Here is a 21,727-nt window from a genome sequence, read left to right as displayed (position 1 = left end):
CGCCCGGGCCGTACGGTCCGGGCTCCTACCCGGGGCGTTCGACGCTCAGCAGGTCGACCTCCATGGTGACCGGGTCGGTGCGGGTCGGCGGTTGGTGGAACGTCCCGTCGCCGATCGACAGGTTGAGGATCAGGTAGGCGGAGAAGTCCGGCCCGACGCCCGTCCCGTCGGACCACACGGGGGTCAGCTGGTCCTGGGACGGTCCGACGTACCAGGTGTCGTCGTCGGCGCCGAGCCTGACGGCCACGTACACCCACTGCTCGGGGCCGATGTCCGGGCCGGAGTAGACGGTGCTGTTCTCGCGCACGTGGTTGACGAACTCGATCCGGTCCGGGTGGTCGGCGTACCACTCGAACAGGTCGAGCTCGTTGCCGCCGTCCCGCCAGGTCCACAGGCAGGGCCAGGCGGCGGTGCCCGCGGCGGGCAGTCGGACGTGCACCACCACCAGGTCGCCGGTGCGGAGCTGGAACCCGCTGCCGCCGGAGTTGCAGGAGTCGCCGGTGGTTAGGAGTCCGGTGTCCCAGTTGCCGTCGGCGCGGTGCCGGGCGGTGACGGTCAGGTGTCCGGCGGCCGTGGACAGCGCGTCGGTGGTCAGTCGGTCGAGTTTCCAGCTGTGCGGGTTGTCGGTGCAGTTGGCGTAGGCGGCGGTCTGCCAGCCCCACCGCCGGCCCGGTCCCAGGTCCAGCGCGGTGAAGCGGTCCAGGAGGACGGTGTGCTGCGACCGCGGAGCCACGGCCACCGCCGCGGCGGGGGCGGCGGCCGACGTCGCGGCGGTCGTAGCCGCCATCGCCAGCGCCACCAGCAATCGGATAGCCATGCCGTTCACGATCCACGCCCGGCGGCGCGTCCGCGCCGCGGGCGGAGCCGACCGGATGAATTCCGGTCGGACGCATCGACTGGCGGGGCCCGTAATGGCGTGTTAAGGGCGGCGGTCGGCGGGTTCGTGATAGAAGAAATGCGGGTTGTGGCGGTGGCCCGATGTCCGTGAATTCTCTCGAATTCGGCATGAATTCACCGATCGGCAATTCGGAACAGTCAGTGAGGAACAGTTATGTACGGACTCGCTCACACCGGCGTCGCTTCTCTGGCGCTCCTGGCGACCGGCGGCGCCGCCGCCGCGATCGGCGCGGCCGTGAAGTGGCTCGCCCGGCGGTGACCGATTCACTGACCGTGCTGATCCCGGCACACGACGAGGCGGACTTCATCGCGGACGCGGTGAGGTCCGCCTTCGGCCAGACGGTGCGGCCGCGCACCGTGCTGGTCCTCGCGGACTCCTGCACCGACGACACGGCGGAGATTGCCCGGCGGTGCGGCGCCGAGGTGCTGGAGGTCGACTGCAGGAGCAAGCCGGAATCGCTCAACCTCGCCCTCGCGGAGGTGACCACCGAGTTCGTCGCCCTGCTCGACGCGGACGGCTACTTCGCCTCCGACCGGGCGCTGGAGATGTGCCTGGAACGGATGCGCGCCAAGGGATTCGGGGGCGTCTGCATGTCGGTCACGCCGCACAGCGTGAAGGGCGTGTTCCAGCGCTCGCGCGTGATCGAGTGGGCCGCGGCCCACCGGATGTCCCGGACGGTCGAGTCGTGGCACGGCTGGGTCGCCGTGCTCTCCGGCTGTGCGGGCGTGTACCGCACCGAGGCGGTCCGCGCGGTGGGCGGCTGGTCCACCGACAGCCTCTGCGAGGACGTCGAACTGGCGCTCAAGATGAACCGCGCCGGGCTGAAGGCGGGCTTCGTGCCCGGCGCGTTCGTGTGCGTCCGCGACCCGGGTAGCTGGTCCGTCTACTGGGCGCAGACCCACCGGTGGGCGGCCGGCTGGGCGCAGGCGCTGCAGAAGCACCGCGGTCTGTTCCTCCACAGCTGGGGATTTACCCGGGTATTCGGCGCGATGCTCGTGGACAGCGTCCTGATGGCTTCCGGATACATCTCGCTGCTTTATCAGCTGGCCACCAGGTTCACCCATTTCGACGCATTCCGGTGGATGGGTGTTTGGTTCCTCATGATGGTGGCCCTGACTTTCGGGACGGCCGCCCTGCAAATCGGGATCCGGCGGACGCTCAGTTGCTATCCGGCGTATCTCGTCGTGGGCACCATGGGCACCGTCGTCTCCCTCTGGGTGATGTTCCGGGAATGGGTCCTGGGCCGACATCTGATCTCCTGGACGGGCCGTCAGGGGCGCCGGGTGGAGATCACCCGGATGTCGGAGCGGCGGCGGCTCGTTCTCGCTCTGACGGGTGCGGGCGCGGGGCTCGTCGGCGTGTTTTCCGGCCGCGTTCTCGACCGGGAGTACCTCTTCCTGATCGGCGCCGCCGCGACCGGTTCGGTACTGCTGTCGGCCCTGCTCTGGCACCTGGTGAACCGGATGCCGGAACGGGCCTGACACCGGAACCACCGCCCGCGCCACGCGCCCCGTGGCGCGGGCGGACCGGCTCCTGGGAAGGTAGGTCCAGGGCCGCGTGACCGCGTGGGCCACTGGGCGTTCCGGGAGAGCGATGGCGGTGGAGGAACAGCGGGCCGGGAGCCGGGTCAGCCGGCCCGAGATCAGGTTGGTCCGGCGCGGGTTCACCGATCCCGCGAAGGCCGTGCGGCTGCTGGACGGGCCCGGCCTGGAGGGCCTGGCCGACGATCCCGTGCTGCTGGACGCGCTCGGCGCCACCGCCGACCCCGACCTCGCGCTGCTGGGCCTGGCCCGGCTGCTGGAGGCCGCCGACGAGTCCGAGCGGCACACCCTGCGCGACACCCTCACCACCTCCAAGCCGCTGCGCGACCGGCTGCTCGGGGTGCTCGGCGTCTCCACCGCGCTCGGCGACCACCTGGCCCGGTACCCCCACGACTGGCACGCGCTGGTCACCTTCGAACTGCGCGACATGCACCCCGGCCCGCAGGACTTCCGCCGCGCCCTCGCCGAGGGCGTCAAGGACGACGCCCTCGGTCCGGCCAACGCGCTGCGGGTCGCCTACCGCCGCTGCCTGCTGGCGATCGCCGCCCGCGACCTCACCGGCACCACCGACCTCGCCCAGACCGCCGCCGAACTCGCCGACCTGGCCGGCGCCACCCTGCAGACCGCCCTGGACCTCGCCGCCGAGCAGGACCCGGAGGCCGCCGCGGCCTGTCGGCTCGCGGTGATCGGCATGGGCAAGTGCGGCGGCCGCGAACTCAACTACGTCTCGGACGTGGACGTCATCTTCGTCGCCGAGCCGCGCGAGGGCGTGGACGAGCACGAGGCGGTCAAGGCCGCCACCCGGCTGGCCGCCGCGCTCACCCGGCTCTGCTCGGACACCACCGGCGAGGGCACCATCTGGCCGGTGGACGCCAACCTGCGCCCCGAGGGCCGCAACGGCCCGCTGGTGCGCACCCTGGCCAGCCACCTCGCCTACTACCAGCGCTGGGCCAAGACCTGGGAGTTCCAGGCGCTGCTCAAGGCCCGCCCGGTCGCCGGGGACGCCGAGCTCGGCGCCGCGTACGTCGAGGCGCTCGCCCCGATGGTCTGGCAGGCCGCCGCCCGGGAGAACTTCGTCGCCGACGTGCAGCAGATGCGCCGCCGGGTGATCGACTCCATTCCGGCCACCGAACTGGACCGCCAGCTCAAGCTGGGCCCCGGCGGGCTGCGCGACGTCGAGTTCTCCGTCCAGCTGCTCCAGCTGGTGCACGGGCGCACCGACCCGGCGCTGCGCAGCGGCAACACCCTGGAGGCGCTGGCCGCGCTCTCCCGCGGCGGGTACGTCGGCCGGGCGGACGCCGCCTCGCTGGACGCCGCGTACCGCTTCCTGCGCTCGCTGGAGCACCGCATCCAGCTGCACCGGCTGCGCCGCACCCACCTGATGCCCACCGCCGAGGAGGACCAGCGCCGCCTCGCCCGTTCGCTCGCCGCGCTGATCAACGACGACACCCGCTCCGACCCGGTGGCCGCGCTGCAGCGGGAGTGGAAGCGGCACGCGGTGGAGGTCCGGCGGCTGCACGAGAAGCTGTTCTACCGCCCGCTGCTCGACGCGGTCGCCGAACTGCCGCCCGGCGCCGCCGGGTTGACCCCGGACGCGGCCCGGGCCCGGCTGGAGGCGCTCGGCTACGCGGACCCGGCCGCTGCCCTGCGGCACATCAGCGCGCTCGCCTCCGGGGTGAGCCGCAAGGCCGCGATCCAGCGCACCCTGCTGCCCGTGCTGCTCGGCTGGTTCGCCGAGTCCGCCGACCCGGACGCCGGGCTGCTCAACTTCCGCCAGGTCTCCGACGCGCTCGGCCGCACCCCCTGGTACCTGCGGCTGCTGCGGGACGAGAGCGCCGCCGCCGAACAGCTGGCCCGGGTGCTGTCGGCCGGCCGGCTCGCCCCCGACCTGCTGCTGCGCGCCCCCGAGGCGGTGGCCATGCTGGGCGACCCGCAGGGCCTGGCGCCGCGCGGCCGGGCGGCCCTGCAGTCGGAGGTGCTGGCCGCCGTCGGCCGGGCCGGGTCCGCCTCCGCCGCCGTGGCCGCCGCCCGCTCGGTGCGCCGCCGGGAGCTGTTCCGCACCGCCGCCGCGGACGTGCTCGGCCGGCTCGGCGAGGACCCGGCCGAGGCGCTGGACGCCGCGGGGGAGGCGCTGACCGCGCTCAACGCCGCCACCCTGCAGGGCGCGCTGCGCGCCTGCACGGCCGGCTGGGAGGCCGAGCACGGGGACCTGCCGACCCGGATCGCGGTGATCGCGATGGGTCGCTTCGGCGGGCACGAGCTGGGCTACGGCTCGGACGCCGACGTGCTCTTCGTCCACGAGCCGCTGCTCGGCTCGCTGGAGCAGGAGGCGGCCCGGGCGGCCCAGGCGGTCTGCAACGAGCTGCGCACCCTGCTGGCCGCGCCGTCCACCGAGCCGCCGCTGCTGGTCGACGCCGACCTGCGGCCGGAGGGGCGCAGCGGTCCGCTGGTGCGCACCCTGGCCTCGTACGCGGCGTACTACCGGCGCTGGTCGCACGCCTGGGAGAGCCAGGCGCTGCTGCGGGCCGAGCCGGTGGCCGGGGACGAGGAGCTGGGCGCCCGGTTCCGGCAGCTGATCGACCCGCTGCGCTACCCGGGCGCCGGGGTGCCGGAGCGGGACCTGGTGGAGATCCGCCGGATCAAGGCGCGGATCGAGGCCGAGCGGCTGCCGCGCGGCGCCGACCCGACCACCCACACCAAGATCGGCCGGGGCGGACTGGCGGACGTCGAGTGGACGGTGCAGCTGCTCCAGCTCCAGCACGGGCACGAGGTGCCCGACCTGCGCACCACCCGGACCAGGGCCGCGCTGGCGGCCGCCGCCGAGGCCGGGCTGGTGGAGCGGGCCGACGCGGAGGTGCTGGAGGCGGCGTGGGTGCTGGCCTCGCGGGTGCGCTCGGCGGTGATGCTGGTGCGCGGACGGCCGGGGGACAGTTTCCCCGGGGACGCCCGGGAGCTGAGCGGGGTGGCCCGCTACCTCGGGTACGGTGCCGGGCACAGCGGGGAGCTGGTGGACGACTACCGGCGCACCACCCGGCGGGCCCGGGCGGTGGTGGACCGGCTGTTCTACGGGGCCGGCTGAGGCCTCGCGCACGGGAAAGGGCCCCTCGGGAGGGGCCCTTTCCATGTCCTCGCGTCTTCGCGTTCTCGCGTTCTCGCGTCTTCGTGTCGCTAGCGCCGTGCGCTGCTGACCGCCGGTTCGCTCCACTGCTCGGGGACGGTGACCGGCCGGTCGGCCGTCTCCCGGGCGGGCACCTGCGGCAGCTTGTAGACCCACTCGTGGTAGAGCCAGCGGGCGGTGAGGAAGCCCACGGTGAGGCAGATCTCGCCGCCGACGGCGTCCATCCAGAAGTGGTTGGCGGTCGAGATGATGACCGTCAGGGTGGCCAGCGGGTACAGCAGGCCGAGCACCCGGATCCAGGTCCGGCGGGCCAGGAAGAAGATCGCCAGACCGCACCACATCGACCAGCCGATGTGCATCGAGGGCATCGCCGCGTACAGGTTGGAGACGTGCGCGGCGGGACCCGAGGCGAAGGAACCCCAGGTGTGGTGGGTCTGGACGGTGTCGATGAAGCCGCCGTCGGTCATCAGCCGGGGCGGGGCCAGCGGGAAGAAGTAGAAGCCGACCAGGGCGATCCCGGTGGTGACGAACAGCACCGTACGGGCGGCGACGTAGCGGCCCGGGTGGCTGCGGTAGAGCCAGACCAGCACGCCGATGGTGATGATGAAGTGCAGCGTCGCGTAGTAGTAGTTCATCCCCGTGATGAGCCACCCGACGCTGTCCATGGCGTGGTTGACCGAGCGCTCGACGGCGATGCCGAGGTGGCGCTCCAGGTCCCAGATCCAGCGGGCGTTCCGCTGCGCCACCGCCTCCTGCTCGGGGACGGCGTTGCGCACGAGCGAGTAGAGCCAGTAGCTGATCCCGATCAGGGCCAGCTCGATCCAGATCCGCGGGCGGGCCGGGGAGCGGCGCTGGTCGCGGATGCGGTCGCGCAGGGCGGCGGTACGGGACTGGGCGGCGCGGGTGGCTCCTTCGGGCTGCCGGGCCGTGCCGGCCCGGGCTGCCTCGGAACCGCCGTCGTGGGCCGCGTCGGCGCGCGCGGCGTCGCCTTGCTGGATCTCGGTCGGTTCCCCCATGGACGAGAAGTCTGCCAGACCACTCGTAGCCGTCTGCTCATCCTCCGGAAGTGGATTCTTCACCGGTTGTCCCCCTCCAGGGGTAGGGGGCGGATACCACCGGGGTAGGGGGTGCGGGCGGATCTGGTGCTTACCGGTGGGGCGGACATACGTCCCATTGTCACGCCGTACGCCGTTGGGACGTAACCGGGGTCGGCGGCGGGCCCGCCGACCTGGATTTTTCCGCCACGAAACCGTTTCTGCATCTTGCTGAAACATATTGCAGGCCGCTAGCTTCCTGGGAACTCGATCGCCCCTTCCCCTAAGGGAGCCCCTCAGTGGCCGATACGCCGCTCCGCCCCCGACGGAGCCGTCCTCGCCCCGGCGCCCGCGCCGCACGGACCAGACCCGGCCGCACGGCCGTCCTGCTGGCCGCCGCGCTGACCGCCGCCACCCTCGGCGGCGCCCCCGCGGCCCTCGCCGCCGCCCCGCCGCCCCCGCCCTCCGACGCCGCGCTGGCGGCCACCGCCGGGCGACATGACCTCACCCGGGAGCAGTTCTACTTCGTCCTGCCCGACCGCTTCGCCAACGGCGACACCGCCAACGACACCGGCGGCATCACCGGCGGGCGGCTCGACAACGGCTTCGACCCGAGCGACAAGGGCTTCTACCACGGCGGCGACCTGGCCGGCCTCATCCAGAAGCTCGACTACATCCAGAACCTCGGCACCACCGCGATCTGGATGGCCCCGATCTTCAAGAACAAGCCGGTGCAGGGCAGCGGAGCCGACACTTCGGCCGGCTACCACGGGTACTGGATCACCGACTTCACCCAGGTCGACCCGCACTTCGGCACCAACGAGCAGCTCAAGGAGCTGATAGCCAAGGCGCACGCCCGCGGCATCAAGGTCTTCTTCGACGTCATCACCAACCACACCGCCGACATCATCGACGATGCCGAGCAGCAGCACGGCTACCGCTCGACCGGCGCCTACCCGACGCTCGACGCGGACGGCAACCCGGTCGACGAGACCGCGGTCGCCGACGCTAAGGCGCCCTGGCCGAAGATCACCAAGAACTCCTTCCCCTACACCCCGGTCTTCCGAAATCCGGCCGACGCCAAGGCCAAGAACCCCTCCTGGCTCAACGACCCGGCGCTCTACCACAACCGGGGCGACTCGACCTTCGTCGGCGAGTCCGCCACCGAGGGCGACTTCAACGGCCTGGACGACCTCGACACCCAGAACCCCCGGGTGGTCAAGGGCTTCGAGCAGGTCTACCAGCAGTGGGTCAAGGACACCGGGGTGGACGGTTTCCGGATCGACACCGTCAAGCACGTCGACATGGCCTTCTGGCAGCAGTGGGCTCCCGCGCTCAAGGACTTCGCCGCCAAGCAGGGCAACAAGAAGTTCTTCATGTTCGGCGAGGTCTACTCCGGCGACCCGGCCGTCACCTCGCCCTACGTCACCAAGGGCAGGCTGCAGGCCACCCTGGACTTCCCGTTCCAGGGCGCGGCCCGCTCCTACGTCTCCCAGGGCGGCTCGGCGAAGAACCTCGCCGACCTCTACGGCCAGGACTACCGCTACACCAGCGCCGACACCGACGCGTACGAGCTGCCGACCTTCCTCGGCAACCACGACATGGGCCGCTTCGGCTCCTTCCTGCTCGCCGACAACCCGGGCGCCGACGACGCGACCCTGCTGAAGAAGGACCGGCTCGGCAGCGAGCTCCAGTTCCTCACCCGCGGCCAGCCCGTCGTCTACTACGGCGACGAGCAGGGCTTCACCGGCGCGGGCGGCGACAAGGACGCCCGGCAGGACGTGTTCGCCTCCAGGACCGCCTCCTACAACAGCGACCGGGTGCTCGGCGGCCCCTCCGGACCGGCCGACCGGTACGGGCAGGGCGGCGAGCTCTACCGGGGCATCGCGGGCCTGGCCGAGCTGCGCCGCGACAACCCGGCGCTGGCCGACGGCGCGCAGATCGAGCGCTACGCCGCCGACGGCGCGGGCGTGTACGCCTTCTCCCGGATCGACGCGGGCCAGCAGGTCGAGTACCTGGTGGCGGTCAACAACGCCACCGAGGCGAAGACCGTCACCCTGGACACCTTCTCGGCGGGCATGGGCTTCGACCGGATCTACCCGTCGGCGGGGGAGCGGATCACCAGCGGTGGCGACCGCAAGGTGACCGTCACCGTCCCGGCGCTGTCCTCCGTGGTGTTCAAGGCCGCCGGCAGGCTCGCCCCGGTCGCGGCCGCGCCGCAGCTCTCGGTGCGGCCGCCCGCGGACGGGTCCACCGGGCTGGTCACGGTCGGCGCCGAGGCGGACGGCGGATTCAACCGGGTCGGCTTCGCCGCCCAGGTCGGCAACGGACCCTGGCAGACGCTGGGGACGGCCGACACCGGGAAGTACGCGGTCACCCAGGACCTGAGTGCGGTCGCCCCCGGCACGGTCGTGCGCTACAAGGCCGTCCTGCAGGACTCCAGCGGCCACCTGCGCTCGGCCACCGCGAGCTTCACCACCGGCGCCCCCGCGCCCAAGCCGGTGCCCACCGCCGGCGCCCGCCCGTACGCCGTCGTCCACTACAACCGGCCGGACGGCGACTACGACGGCTGGAACCTCTACGCCTGGGGCGACCTCGCCGACGGCGAGGGCACCCAGTGGCCCGCCGGGCACCCCTTCAGCGGGCGGGACGCGTACGGCGCCTTCGCGTACGTGCGGCTCAAGCCCGGCGCCTCGGACGTCGGCTTCATCGTGGAGAAGAACGGCGTCAAGGACGTGGACGCCGACCGCCACATCGACGTCGGGGCCACCGGGGAGGTCTGGCTCAAGCAGGGCGACGCCGCCGTCGCAACGGTGAACCCCGGCCCGGCGAACACCCCGCAGGCGAACACCGCCGTCATCCACTACAACCGGGCCGACGGCAACTACGACGGCTGGGGCCTGCACGACTGGACCGGCGCGGCCACCCCCACCGACTGGGGCAAGCCGCTGATGCCGGTGCGCCGCGACGCCTTCGGCGCCGTCTTCGAGGTGCCGCTCGCCCCTGGGGCGACCAGCCTGAGCTACATCCTGCACAACGGCAACGACAAGGACCTGCCCGCCGACCAGTCGCTGGACTTCGCCGTCGACGGCAAGGAGGTGTGGATCCTCGGCGGCCGTGAGGGCTACCTGCTGCCGCAGAACCCCGCCGCCTCCTCGCAGTTGGACCCGGGCAGCGCCAAGGCCCAGTGGATCGACGCCAGGACCGTCGTCGTCCCGGCGAACTACGGCGCCACCGACCAGGCCCTGGCCGGCGGCACCAGCGCCCAGCTGGTCTACGATCCCGAGGGCGGCATCCGCGCCGACAAGGGCGTGCTGACCGGGCCGGGCAAGTGGATCCGGCTCACCCCCGTCGCGGGCGGGCTGACCGGCGCCCAGAAGGCCAAGTACCCGCACCTGGCGGGCTACCGGGCCTTCACCGTGGACGCCCGGGACACCGCGCGCGTCCCGGCCGCGCTGCGCAGCCAGCTGCTGTTCACCGAACACCTGCCCAGCGGCGCGGCGTTGGCCGCCACCGGGGTGCAGACCCCGGGCGCGCTGGACGACCTGTACGCCGGCCGCACCGGCAAGGTGGACTTCGGCCCGGCCTACTACGACGGCAAGGTCGCCCTCTCGCTCTGGGCGCCGACCGCGCAGCAGGTGTCCGTCCAGGTCTTCGACAGCGCCACCGGGGGCGACCCGAAGACGCTGCCGCTGACGCTGGACGACGAGACCGGCGTGTGGGAACTCGTCCGCGACAAGAAGGAGTTGGACGGCAAGTACTACCTGTACCAGGTGAAGGTCTGGGCGCCCTCGGTGCAGCGGCTGGTGGTCAACACCGTCACCGACCCGTACTCGGTGGCTCTGTCCACCGACTCCAGGCGCAGCCTGGTCGCGGACCTGGACGCCAAGGAGCTCAAGCCGGCGGGCTGGGACGACCAGCCGCACCCGGCGGCCGTACCGCCCGGGAAGGAGCAGATCCAGGAACTGCACGTCCGGGACTTCTCGGTGGAGGACACCGGCGTCCCGGCCGCCGAGCGCGGCACCTACCTGGCGTTCACCGAGTCCGGCTCGGCCGGGATGCGGCACCTGCGGGACCTCGCCAAGGCCGGGATCACCACCGTCCACCTGCTGCCGACCTTCGACATCGCCACCGTCCACGAGAACCGGGCGGACCAGAAGCTGCCGTCCTGCGACCTCAAGTCCCTTCCGCCGAACGGGCCGAAGCAGCAGGAGTGCGTGGCGGCCGTCGCCGCCGACGACGCGTACAACTGGGGCTACGACCCGCTGCACTACAACGTGCCGGAGGGCTCTTATGCCGCTGCGACGGACCCTGGGGGCACCTCCCGGCCGGAGGCTGGGGGAGGGACCGCCCGTACCGTGCAGTTCCGGCAGATGGTCCAGGCGATGCACGCGGCCGGGCTGCGGGTGGTGCTGGACGTGGTCTACAACCACACCGCCGCCAGCGGCCAGGCCGACAACTCGGTGCTGGACAAGGTGGTGCCCGGCTACTACCAGCGGCTGGACGCGGACGGCAAGGTCACGACGGACAGCTGCTGCGCCGACACCGCGCCCGAGCACGCCATGATGAACCGGCTGGTGGTCGACTCGGTGACGCTGTGGGCCCGGGAGTACCGGGTCGACGGCTTCCGCTTCGACCTGATGGGCCTGGACCCGAAGTCCACCATGCTGGACGTGCAGGCCGCGCTGCGGAAGATGACACCGGACTCCGACGGGGTGGACGGCAAGAACGTCTTCCTCTACGGCGAGGGCTGGAACTTCGGCACCGTCGCGAACAACGCCCGGTTCGTGCAGGCCACCCAGGCCAACATGGCCGGCACCGGCATCGCCACCTTCGACGACCGGCTCCGCGACGCCGCGCGCGGCGGCAACTTCATGCTGAGCTCCGCACCCCAGCAGGGCTTCGCCTCGGGCCTGTACACCGACCCCAACGGCTCGGCGGCGAACGGCGGTCCGCAGGAGCAGAAGGCCCGGCTGCTGCACCAGATGGACCAGCTGAAGGTCGGGCTGGCCGGGAACCTGGCCGGCTACTCCTTCACCGACAGCTCGGGGAAGGCCGTCACCGGCGCCCAGGTCGACTACAACGGCTCCCCGACGGGGTACGCGGCCGCGCCGGGCGAGGCGGTGGAGTACGTGGACGCCCACGACAACACCGACCTGTTCGACGCGCTGGCGTACAAGCTGCCCACCGGCACCGCGCCCGCCGACCGGGCCCGGATGCAGGCGCTCGGGCTGTCGCTGACCGCGCTCACCCAGGGCGCGGGCTTCGCCCAGGCCGGCAGCGACCTGCTGCGCTCCAAGTCGCTCGACTCCAACTCCTACGACTCGGGCGACTGGTTCAACGCGATCCACTGGAACCCTTCCGACGGCAACGGCTGGGGCCGCGGCCTGCCGATGGCGAAGGACAACCAGGAGCTCTGGCCGACGGCCCGGTCCCTGCTGGCCGACCCGAAGCTGACCGTGGGCGCGGCCGACATCCGGGCGACGGCCGCGCAGTACCAGGACTTCCTGCGGATCAAGCAGTCCTCGCCGCTGTTCTCGCTGCCCACCCTGGCCGACGTCCAGAAGCGGTTGTCGTACCCGCTCTCCGGCACGCCCGGTGAGACGCCCGGGGTGATCACCCTGCACCTGGACGGCACCGGGCTGGCCGGCGCGGAGAAGGGCATCACCGTGGTCTTCAACGCCACGCCCACCGCGCAGACCCAGACCCTGGCGGCCCTGAAGGGGACGAACCAGGCGCTGCACCCGGTCCAGGCGGGCGGGGTGGACCAGGTGGTGAAGCGGTCCGGCTTCGACGCCGCGACCGGCACCTTCACCGTGCCGGGCCGTACCGTCGCGGTGTTCGTGCAGGGCTGATTTCCGCCGACATCCGATTCCCGGGTCCCGTACCGCCGTCGAGGCGGTGCGGGACCCGGTTCCGTTCCGGCCGGGGAATGGCCGGAAACCGGTGGTGGCACGGCCGGAAGTGTGACGTGCCGCTCCGGCGCGGCGCTGCCCGGGGCCCGGCCGGGCGGGCTCCGCGTCTGAGCGCTGGTCAGTCACCTCCGGTGGTGATCGAACTTCAGGAGTGGCATGAAAACCGTGTTCAAGACTTCGTCATGCCGTAACACAACTGACTAACCGTCGTGCATACGGTTTCGGTAATGAATCGGCCAATCGGTGGCATGCATCTGTCATTAACGGCGTGTTTGCTGCCACGATTCCTCCGGCTGCAGACGAGGGGGCCCCACCTCCCGGTGCAGCTGCTCAAGTTCAGGTGCAGCGCGTCCAGACCTGCAACGAATCCCTGCACGACTTGTGAGCACCGCAACCCGCACCCCCGTTGCACCCGGCGGGGGCCCCCACTGCGCCGCAACCCCGCGGCCCAGGTTCTCTCCACCGGGCACGTCGAGTTGATCCCTCGGCGCGCCGGTCGGATAAGGAGTCCGCATGTCACGTCACGCTCACGCCCGGAAGGCAGCCGTTGTCATGGCCGCCACCACCGCGCTGCTGGTCACCGGCATACCGGTCATCGCGCAGGCCGCTCCCGACGCGCCGACCGCCGTCGCCTCCCAGCAGGCCACCCGGGCCGCGCTGATCGCCTCGGCGAACCAGCAGACCGCCTCCCTCGCCCAGGCCCTCGGCCTGGACGGCAAGGAGAAGCTGGTCACCAAGGACGTCGTCCAGGACGCCAACGGCGGACGCCACCTGCGCTACGAGCGCACCTACGCCGGGCTCCCGGTCCTCGGCGGCGACCTGATCGTCCACCAGGACGCGGCCGGCGCCACCAAGAGCGTGACCAAGGCCAGCGAGGCCAACCTCACGGGCGTGGACACCACCCCCGCCGTGGCCGCGCCGAAGGCCCAGGAGGCCGCCCTCGCCGCCGAGCAGGGCTCCGTCGACGGCGCGCCCCGGCTGGTCGTCTGGGCCGCCGACGGCACCCCGAAGCTCGCCTACGAGACCGTGATCGACGGCCGCGAGTCCGACGGCACCCCGAGCAAGCTGCACGTCGTCACCGACGCCAAGACCGGTGCCGTGCTCAGCAAGGCCGACGGCATCAAGCGCGGCACCGGCACCGGCGTGTTCGTCGGCACCGTCCCGCTGACCACCACCCAGAGCGGCTCGCAGTACCAGCTCAAGGACGGCAGCCGCGGCGGCCAGTACACCACCGACATGGCCAACGGCACGTCCGGCAACGGCACGCTGTTCACCAAGTCCTCGGACACCTGGGGCAACGGCCAGGCCAGCAACCGCGAGTCGGCCGCCGTCGACGCCCAGTACGGCGCCGCCGCCACCTGGGACTACTACAAGAACACCTTCGGCCGCAGCGGCATCAAGAACGACGGCGTCGGCGCGATGAGCCGGGTCCACTACGACACCGGCTACGTCAACGCCTTCTGGGACGACAGCTGCTTCTGCATGACCTACGGCGATGGCCAGAGCGACACCCACCCGCTCACCGAGATCGACGTCTCCGGCCACGAGATGAGCCACGGCGTCACCTCGGCCACCGCCAACCTGAACTACTCGGGGGAGTCCGGCGGCCTCAACGAGGCGACCTCCGACATCATGGGCACCGGCGTCGAGTTCTACGCCAACCTGCCCTCCAACCCGCCGAACTACTGGATCGGCGAGCTGATCAACCTGAACGGCAACGGCACGCCGCTGCGCTACATGGACAAGCCCTCCAAGGACGGCACCTCGGCCGACTCCTGGTACTCGGGCGTCGGCAACCTGGACGTCCACTACTCGTCCGGCGTGGCCAACCACTTCTTCTACCTGCTGTCCGAGGGCAGCGGCGCGAAGACCATCAACGGCTTCAACTACAACAGCCCGACGGTCAACAACATCACCGTCACCGGCATCGGCCGCGACAAGGCGCTGCAGGTCTGGTACAAGGCGCTCACCGCCTACATGACCTCCACCACCGACTACGCCGCCGCCCGCACCGCGACCCTGAACGCGGCCACCGACCTGTACGGCGCCAACAGCGCCGAGTACAACGCGGTCGCCACCGCCTGGGCCGCCGTCAACGTCGGCTCGCTGCCCAACCCGGGCGGGGTCAGCGTCACCAACCCGGGCAACCAGTCCACCGCGGTGGGCGGCTCGGTCAACCTGCAGATCAAGGCCTCGGGCGGGACGGCCCCGCTGTCCTACTCGGCCAGCGGGCTGCCGGCCGGCCTGGCCATCAACGCCGGCACCGGCGTGATCACCGGCTCCCCGACCACCGCGGGCAGCTCCAACGTGACGGTCACGGTGAAGGACTCGGCCGGCAAGACCGGCTCCACCAGCTTCACCTGGACGGTCACCGGCGGTGGCGGCGGTTCCTGCACCCCGGCGCAGCTGCTCGGCAACCCGGGCTTCGAGACGGGTTCGGCGGCGCCGTGGACCACGTCCAGCGGGGTGGTCGACAACAGCTCCTCGCAGGCGGCGCACGGGGGCAGCTGGAAGGCCTGGCTGGACGGCTACGGCAGCAGCCACACCGACACGCTGTCCCAGACGGTGACCATCCCGGCGGGCTGCAAAGCGACGCTGAGCTTCTGGCTGCACATCGACACCGCCGAGACCGGCTCGACCGCGTACGACAAGCTGACCGTCTCGGTGAACGGCACCACGCTGAAGACCTACTCCAACGTGGACGCCGCGGCCGGCTACCAGCAGCGCACCTTCGACCTCTCGGCCTACGCGGGCCAGACGGTCACCGTGAAGTTCACCGGCACCGAGGACTCCTCGCTGCAGACCAGCTTCGTGATCGACGACACCTCGGTCCAGACCGGCTGAGGCCTTACCGGCTCCTGAGGGACCGGTGAACCAGGACAGGTGAGGGGCCCGGTGGCTACGGCTGCCGGGCCCTTGCCGTGCTCCCGGGCGCGGGCGGTGCGGAACGTGTTGCAGAAACGTTCAGTCCGGAGCCTTGACGGCCCCTCCAGGGCGCCCTAGGTTCAGCGCTGCAAGTTTCCGGCAAGTTACAGAAACTTCCTGCAGGTTTCACCCCGGCTGCCCCACCCCAGCCACCCCAGGAGACAACGTGGTCACCACCGCCCCCACCCGCCGGCCCGCCCGCCGGTCCGCCCGCGCCGGCGGTGCGCTCGCCGCCTCGGCGGCGCTCGCGCTCTCGCTCACCGGGAGCCTCGGCGCCCCCGCCGCCCAGGCCTCCCCGCCCGCGAACAACGGCAAGGACGTCACCGCCACCCTCTTCGAGTGGCGCTTCGACTCGGTCGCCCAGGCCTGCACCACGACCCTCGGCCCGAAGGGCTACGGCTTCGTCGAGGTCTCGCCGCCCCAGGAGCACATCCAGGGCCCGCAGTGGTGGACCTCCTACCAGCCGGTCAGCTACCGGATCGCCGGGCGGCTCGGCGACCGCACCTCGTTCAAGAACATGGTCGACACCTGCCACGCGGCCGGGGTCAAGGTGATCGCCGACGCGGTGATCAACCACATGTCGGCCGGTTCCGGCACCGGCACCGGCGGCACGGTGTACACCAAGTACAACTACCCCGGCACCTACCAGGACGCGGACTTCCACACCTGCCGCCAGCCGATCACCAACTACCAGGACCGCACCAACGTGCAGAACTGCGAACTGGTCAACCTCGCGGACCTGGACACCGGCAGCGCCTCCGTCCAGACCACCATCGCCCACTACCTGGACGACCTCGGCTCGCTCGGCGTCGACGGCTACCGGATCGACGCCGCCAAGCACATCGCCGCCACCGACCTCGCCGCCATCAAGGCCAGGATGGCCAACCCCAACGCCTACTGGGTGCAGGAGGTCATCTACGGCGCCGGCGAACCGATCCAGCCCACCGAGTACACCGGCAACGGCGACGTCGACGAGTTCCGGGTCGGCACCGACCTCAAGCGCGTCTTCACCAGCGACAAGCTCGCCAACCTCAGCAACTGGGGCGCCTCCTGGGGCTACCTGCCGAGCAACCAGGCGCGCAGCTTCGTCGACAACTGGGACACCGAGCGCAACGGCTCCACCCTCAACTACACCTACGGCAACACCTACACGCTGGCCAACGTCTTCCTGCTGGCCTCGACCTACGGCTCGCCCAACATCTACTCCGGCTACAGCTTCACCAGCAACGACGACGGCCCGCCGAACGGCGGCACCGTCAACGCCTGCTACCAGGACGGCTGGAACTGCACCCACGCCTGGCGGCAGATCGCCAACATGGTCGGCTTCCGCAACGCCGTCGCGGGCACCGGGGTGACCGACTGGTGGTCCGACGGCAACAACGCGATCGCCTTCGGCCGGGGCGACCGGGGCTACGTCGCGATCAACCACGAGGGCGGCGCGATCACCCGGACCTTCCAGACCGGACTGCCGGCCGGGACGTACTGCGACGTCCAGCACGGCGACCCGCAGCCGGGCGGCGGCTGCACCGGCCCGACGTACCAGGTCGGCGCCAACGGGCAGTTCACCGCGACGGTCGGCGCGGGCGACGCGGTCGCGCTGTACGTCCAGCCGGGCGCGACCGTCTCGGGCGCCTCCTTCAACGTCAACGCGACCACCGCGTACGGGCAGAACGTCTACGTGGTCGGCGACGTCCCGGCGCTCGGCGGCTGGGACCCGGCCAAGGCGCTGCCGCTGTCCTCGGCCGGCTACCCGGTCTGGTCGCTCGCGCTCTCGCTGCCGGGCGGTACGTCCTTCCAGTACAAGTACGTCATCAAGGACGCGAGCGGGACGGTGACCTGGGAGTCCGGTGCCAACCGGACGGCGACCGCACCGGCCTCGGGGAACGTCACGCTGAACGACACCTGGCGGCCGTAGGTCCCGCCGCCCCGGTGACCCCCGTCAGCCCTGGACTGACGGGGGTCACCCGTGGGAGTGGCCGCGCCGTTTCAAACCCCCCGGAAGGGGGCGGCGCTGCCACCATCACGGGATGGGAACCACCCCTCTCGTCCTGGACCTCGAACTCTGCGGCGGCCGTTGGGACGGCCACCGCAAGCGCGTCAACGCCGCCGCGCCGCCGCCCGCGCTGCGGATGGTGCTGCGCGCCGAACTGCCCGTCGCGGAGAACGGCGAGTACTGGCCGACCACCAGCGTCTACCGGCTGGACGAGGAGAACGGCGCCGGGCTGAGGTACCGGTACTCCCACGACGAGTGAGCACCGTCCGGACCGGACCGGGCCGCTCCGATCCGGGGCCGCTCCGATTCGTTCCGCTCCGTTCCGGTCCGGGCCGTTTCCGTCAGCCCCGCCCGATGTACGGCATGGCCGTCGCCATCACCATGGCGAACTGGACGTTGGCCTCCAGCGGCAGCGCGGCCATGTGCCGGACGGTGCGCGCCACGTCCGCCACGTCCATGGTCGGCTCGGGCGCGATCCGGCCGTCCGCCTGCCGCACCCCCGCGCCCATCGCGGCCGTCATGTCGGTCGCCGCGTTGCCGATGTCGATCTGCCCGCAGGCGATCCGGTACGGCCGGCCGTCCAGTGACAGTGACTTGGTCAGGCCGGTGACCGCGTGCTTGGTCGCGGTGTACGCGGTCGAGTGCGGGCGCGGGACGTGTGCGGAGACCGAGCCGTTGTTGATGATCCGGCCGCCCTGCGGGTCCTGGCCCTTCATCTGCCGGAAGGCTGCGCGGGCGCAGAGGAAGGCGCCGGTCAGGTTGAGGTCGACCACCGCCCGCCAGTCCTCGACCGCCAGCTCCTCCACCGGGACGGCCGGGCCGAAGGTGCCGGCGTTGTTGAACAGCAGGTCCACCCGGCCGTGGCGCTCGGCCGCGGTGGCGAACAGCGCGTCCACCGCGGCCGGGTCGGTGACGTCGGTGGGGACCACCTCGGCGGGCAGGGCACCCGCGGGGAACGCCCCGGCCGTCTCCCGCAGCTGCTCGGCCCGGCGTCCGGCCAGCACCAGCCGCCAGCCGGCCGCGGCCAGTTCGACCGCGACGGCCCGGCCGACGCCGCTCCCGGCTCCGGTGACGACGGCGACCTGCTCGATCATGGCGCTCTCCTGGGGTCGGTGCGGTGGCCCGGTACCGGTACGGTCACGCTCTTCCCGCCCGGCACCGGAGGCGTGTCGAGGAGATCGTTCCGGATGCGGCGGGCCGCCGTCACTGGTCAAAGCACCCAAAAACCGGATGGCCGGGCGGGCCGGTGGCCGTGGACCCCGCCGACCGGCCCCCGCCGTCCGACGGGAGCGGTGAAGGGCTTTACCTGATCGCGAACAAACATTGGATTTCCGGTGGCCGCCTCGCAACCGGCCGACCCCGGCCCACGTCATAAGATCGCAGGAAGGTGCGCCCACCGCGAGGGACGGCGCGCCGACGTTCCGGGGGCCGCACAGCCCCGCGCTCCCGGGCCTGTCCGGCCCCACCGGGGGGCCGCCGCCCGGTCCGACGGACCGGGCGCGACATTCGGTCGGAGAGTCCTCACCGTGCTTAGGCAGTCGTCCCGTTCCCGTGCCGTCCTGACCGGCGCCGCCGTGCTCACCCTGGCCGCCTCGCTGGCGGCCTGCGGGGGGTCCGACGACGGCAAGGGCAAGAGCTCCTCGGCCGACGGCACCCCGGCGGCGACCGCCGACTCGGGCACTCCGGCCGCCTCGGGCAGCTCGGCCCCGGGCACGCCCCCCGCCGAGCAGCCCACCCCGGCCAACGGGAAGGTGCTGATGCCGACCGGCCCGGCGGCCAGCCTGAACAAGGTCCGGGACACCGCCGCCGGCCCGATCATGATGACCAAGGTGACCGGCGCGAAGTCCGGCGTCACCGGCCAGGTCTGGGTCTGGCTGCCGCCCGAGTACAACGACCCCAAGTTCGCCAAGACCGGCTTCCCCGTGCTCACCCTCTACGCGGGCGGCCAGAGCAACGGCTACAACACCTGGACCGACAACCAGCTGCCGATCCAGGAGGCGGACGAGCAGCTGGTCAAGCAGGGCAAGGCCCATCCGTTCATCATGATCATGCCGGTGCAGAACTTCAACAGCGACGAGAAGAACGCGCTGGACTGCTCCGACATCCCGGGCCAGCCCAAGATGGGCACCTGGATGGCCGAGGACATCCCGGCCTGGGTGCGCGCCAACTTCCGCACCCTCCAGGGCCGCGACAGCTGGGGCGTCATGGGCGCCTCCACCGGCGGCTTCTGCAGCGCCAAGCTCGCGCTGCAGTACCCGAACGTCTACAAGGCCGCGGTGCCGATCGACGGCTACTTCATCCCGGACTCCGGGCTGTGGAAGGGCCACGACGCCGAGAAGGCCGCCAACAACCCCAACCTGCTGGTCACCCAGGGCAAGGCCGACGTGAAGATGTACGTCACCGCGGGCGGCGCCAACGGCTACGAGAAGGAAGTGGTCAAGAGCTGGGTGGCCAAGGCCGTCCCCCCGGTCTCGATCCAGTACTACGAGCAGCCCGGTGGCAAGCACCTGACCTCGGACTTCAAGAAGATGATCCCGGACACGCTGCAGTGGCTCAGCGCCAACCTGGCGGGTCCGGCCTCGGACTGACCCGGAACGGCACCGGGTTCCCGTCCTCCGGCGGATGGCCCGGAGCCCGCGCGCAGGCCCGTGACCTGCGCGTCAATCGGACATTGATTCGCTTCTGATCGACTGCGAGCACCTTGGATGGGGCGGTTCTCACCGGCCGCCCCGTCCGCCTCACCACGTCGTGAAAAGAGTGTCATGCCGATCCGTCTGCTGCCCCAGCCCGCCCCCTCCGTCCCCGCGCAGGCGGGGCCCGGGGCCGACTCCCGGGGCGCGGACGCGTACGGGCCGGCCTCCGGCGAGGAGCCGTTCACCGCCCGGTTCGCCGGACTGCGGCTGGTGCACGCCGCGCTGCGCCGGGACCTCGCCCGGCTGCCCAACGCCCTGCGGCTGCTCCAGCCCGACGAGGAGGAGAAGGGCGAGGCGCTGCTTCGGCACTGGACCTTCATGACCGCGATGCTGACCTGCCACCACGAGCAGCAGGACACCCGGATCTGGCCGATCGTGCGGCGCTTCGCGCCCGAACTGCGGCTGCTGCTCAACTGGCTGGAGGCCGACCACCACAACCTCGACCACTCGTTCACCCGGGTCACCACGCTGGTCCGGATCGCCAGCCGGGACACCGGCAGCGCCTGGCCGGTCGCGTACGCGATGGAGGACCTGGCGGCCCGGCTGGAGACCCACCTGCGGATCGAGGAGCGGCAGTTGCTGCCCCGGATGGAGCGGGTGGTCACCGACAGCTCCCGGCTCGGCGGCCTCGGCGAACTGCTCGACGTGCTGCGCTCGGCCGACGGCCCGGGCACGGCGGACGCGCTGGCCTGGCTGCTGGACGGGGTCGACCCGGTGCAGGTCGAGCGGCTGCTCGCCGAGTGCGACGACGACGTGGCCCGCAACTGGCCGCACTGGCAGGCGACCTACCAGCGCTGCACGGCGCCGCTGTGGGGGCCGTCGGACGGCGGTGCGAGCGAGGGCAGCCTGGGGAGCCTCGTCGACTGAGCGACGGGCGCTTATGCGTCAGCCGTCAGCCGCCCGGCGCCGCTCGCCGCGGCTGCCGGCTCCGACCCTTTCCGCTGTCCGCGGTTCCGCTACTCCGGCAGGCGGTTGAGCCACTCCAGCGGAGCGACCCGGATCGCCGTCCGCGGCGAGCCGTTCCACTCCACCGGAAGGCCCACCGCCTCCAGCGCGGCCACCACGGCCCGGCCGACCTCCGCCGTCCGCCGCCCCGCGTCCTCCTCCGGCTCCTCGTCCGACTCCTCGCCCGGTCCCCCGCTCGGCTCCTCCGCGCTGCGGAAGGTGCCGTAGCGCAGCATCAGTCCGCGTCCGGCCGCGGCGGCCTCGGTGTCCTGCTGGTGGAAGAAGACGAAGCCCCGCGAGTCCTCGTCGGCCTCGCCGCCGATCTCCGCGTAGCCGCAGCCTGCGCAGCAGGTGAAGTCCATCGCTGCGACGATGCCCTGATCCTCCAGCAGGTCGAAGGCGTCCACCAGCCGGTCCACGTCCGTGGTCTCCGGCCAGTCGGCCTGCTCGGCCAGCCGCTCGGCCCACAGCGGAGCGACGATCCGCTCCGCCTCCTCCTGCGTCAGTCCCTGGTCGTCGAGGACCTCGACCAGGGACTCGGCTATCTCGTCCGGCTCCTGGAAGCCGCACCGGATCAGCTCGCGGGCCCGCTCCTGGGCTTCGAGCAGCACGTCGGGGGAGAGCGCCGGGTCCGTGTCCTGGGTCATGCCCGGATCCTCGCACCC

At 71.9% G+C, this 21,727-nt stretch carries 12 protein-coding genes; 8 read left to right on the top strand and 4 right to left on the bottom strand.

The features are described 5' to 3' along the window. Positions 1 to 25: 25 nt before the first annotated feature. Entirely contained in the window at positions 26 to 817 is a 792-nt protein-coding gene (locus ACZ6Z8_RS06645; protein ID WP_465606957.1) for a LamG domain-containing protein, read from the bottom strand. A 320-nt stretch (positions 818 to 1,137) separates the two neighbouring features. Between ACZ6Z8_RS06645 and ACZ6Z8_RS06640 the strand changes: the two genes are divergently transcribed. Both ACZ6Z8_RS06640 and ACZ6Z8_RS06635 read left to right on the top strand, forming a co-directional pair. Further along, entirely contained in the window at positions 1,138 to 2,379 is a 1,242-nt protein-coding gene (locus tag ACZ6Z8_RS06640; RefSeq protein ID WP_465606955.1) for a glycosyltransferase family 2 protein, read from the top strand. Positions 2,380 to 2,491: 112 nt separating this feature from the next. Then, a complete protein-coding gene (locus ACZ6Z8_RS06635) occupies positions 2,492 to 5,518 on the top strand; it encodes a bifunctional [glutamine synthetase] adenylyltransferase/[glutamine synthetase]-adenylyl-L-tyrosine phosphorylase (protein WP_465606953.1) in 3,027 nt (1,008 codons plus the stop codon). An 89-nt stretch (positions 5,519 to 5,607) separates the two neighbouring features. On the opposite strand, the gene ACZ6Z8_RS06630 is transcribed toward ACZ6Z8_RS06635, so the two are convergent. Beyond that, positions 5,608 to 6,573 carry a phosphatase PAP2 family protein gene (locus ACZ6Z8_RS06630; protein WP_465606951.1) on the bottom strand — a complete coding sequence of 322 codons (966 nt, stop codon included), beginning with the start codon at positions 6,571 to 6,573 and terminating at the stop codon, positions 5,608 to 5,610. Between the two features lie 317 nt (positions 6,574 to 6,890). Here ACZ6Z8_RS06630 and pulA point away from each other — a divergent pair, with 317 nt between their 5' ends. From pulA to ACZ6Z8_RS06610, 4 genes are all read left to right on the top strand, one after another. Further along, positions 6,891 to 12,446, top strand: a complete 5,556-nt coding sequence (gene pulA, locus ACZ6Z8_RS06625; RefSeq protein WP_465606949.1) for a pullulanase-type alpha-1,6-glucosidase — start codon at positions 6,891 to 6,893, stop codon at positions 12,444 to 12,446. Between the two features lie 573 nt (positions 12,447 to 13,019). Further along, on the top strand, positions 13,020 to 15,350 hold the full coding sequence (locus tag ACZ6Z8_RS06620; protein WP_465606947.1) for a M4 family metallopeptidase: 2,331 nt from the start codon (positions 13,020 to 13,022) through the stop codon (positions 15,348 to 15,350). A gap of 247 nt (positions 15,351 to 15,597) precedes the next feature. Beyond that, entirely contained in the window at positions 15,598 to 17,346 is a 1,749-nt protein-coding gene (locus ACZ6Z8_RS06615; protein WP_465606945.1) for a carbohydrate-binding module family 20 domain-containing protein, read from the top strand. 112 nt (positions 17,347 to 17,458) lie between these two features. Then, the gene (locus ACZ6Z8_RS06610) at positions 17,459 to 17,683 is read left to right on the top strand and encodes a hypothetical protein (RefSeq protein WP_465606943.1); all 225 of its coding nucleotides are present in this window, start codon (positions 17,459 to 17,461) and stop codon (positions 17,681 to 17,683) included. An 82-nt stretch (positions 17,684 to 17,765) separates the two neighbouring features. Here ACZ6Z8_RS06610 and ACZ6Z8_RS06605 read toward each other — a convergent pair whose 3' ends face one another. Then, a complete protein-coding gene (locus ACZ6Z8_RS06605; RefSeq protein WP_465606941.1) occupies positions 17,766 to 18,518 on the bottom strand; it encodes an SDR family oxidoreductase in 753 nt (250 codons plus the stop codon). A gap of 432 nt (positions 18,519 to 18,950) precedes the next feature. Here ACZ6Z8_RS06605 and ACZ6Z8_RS06600 point away from each other — a divergent pair, with 432 nt between their 5' ends. Both ACZ6Z8_RS06600 and ACZ6Z8_RS06595 read left to right on the top strand, forming a co-directional pair. Beyond that, positions 18,951 to 20,012 (top strand): alpha/beta hydrolase, encoded by a 1,062-nt coding sequence (locus tag ACZ6Z8_RS06600; RefSeq protein WP_465606939.1) that lies wholly within the window; start codon positions 18,951 to 18,953, stop codon positions 20,010 to 20,012. Between the two features lie 174 nt (positions 20,013 to 20,186). Further along, on the top strand, positions 20,187 to 20,984 hold the full coding sequence (locus ACZ6Z8_RS06595; protein WP_465606937.1) for a hemerythrin domain-containing protein: 798 nt from the start codon (positions 20,187 to 20,189) through the stop codon (positions 20,982 to 20,984). A gap of 89 nt (positions 20,985 to 21,073) precedes the next feature. On the opposite strand, the gene ACZ6Z8_RS06590 is transcribed toward ACZ6Z8_RS06595, so the two are convergent. Then, positions 21,074 to 21,709 carry a DUF6891 domain-containing protein gene (locus ACZ6Z8_RS06590; RefSeq protein ID WP_465606935.1) on the bottom strand — a complete coding sequence of 212 codons (636 nt, stop codon included), beginning with the start codon at positions 21,707 to 21,709 and terminating at the stop codon, positions 21,074 to 21,076. Positions 21,710 to 21,727: the final 18 nt, after the last annotated feature.

Source organism: Kitasatospora sp. NPDC101108 (assembly GCF_055584725.1).
Note: the sequence above shows the minus strand (reverse complement) of the source record. Positions and strands in the feature narration are given on the sequence as shown.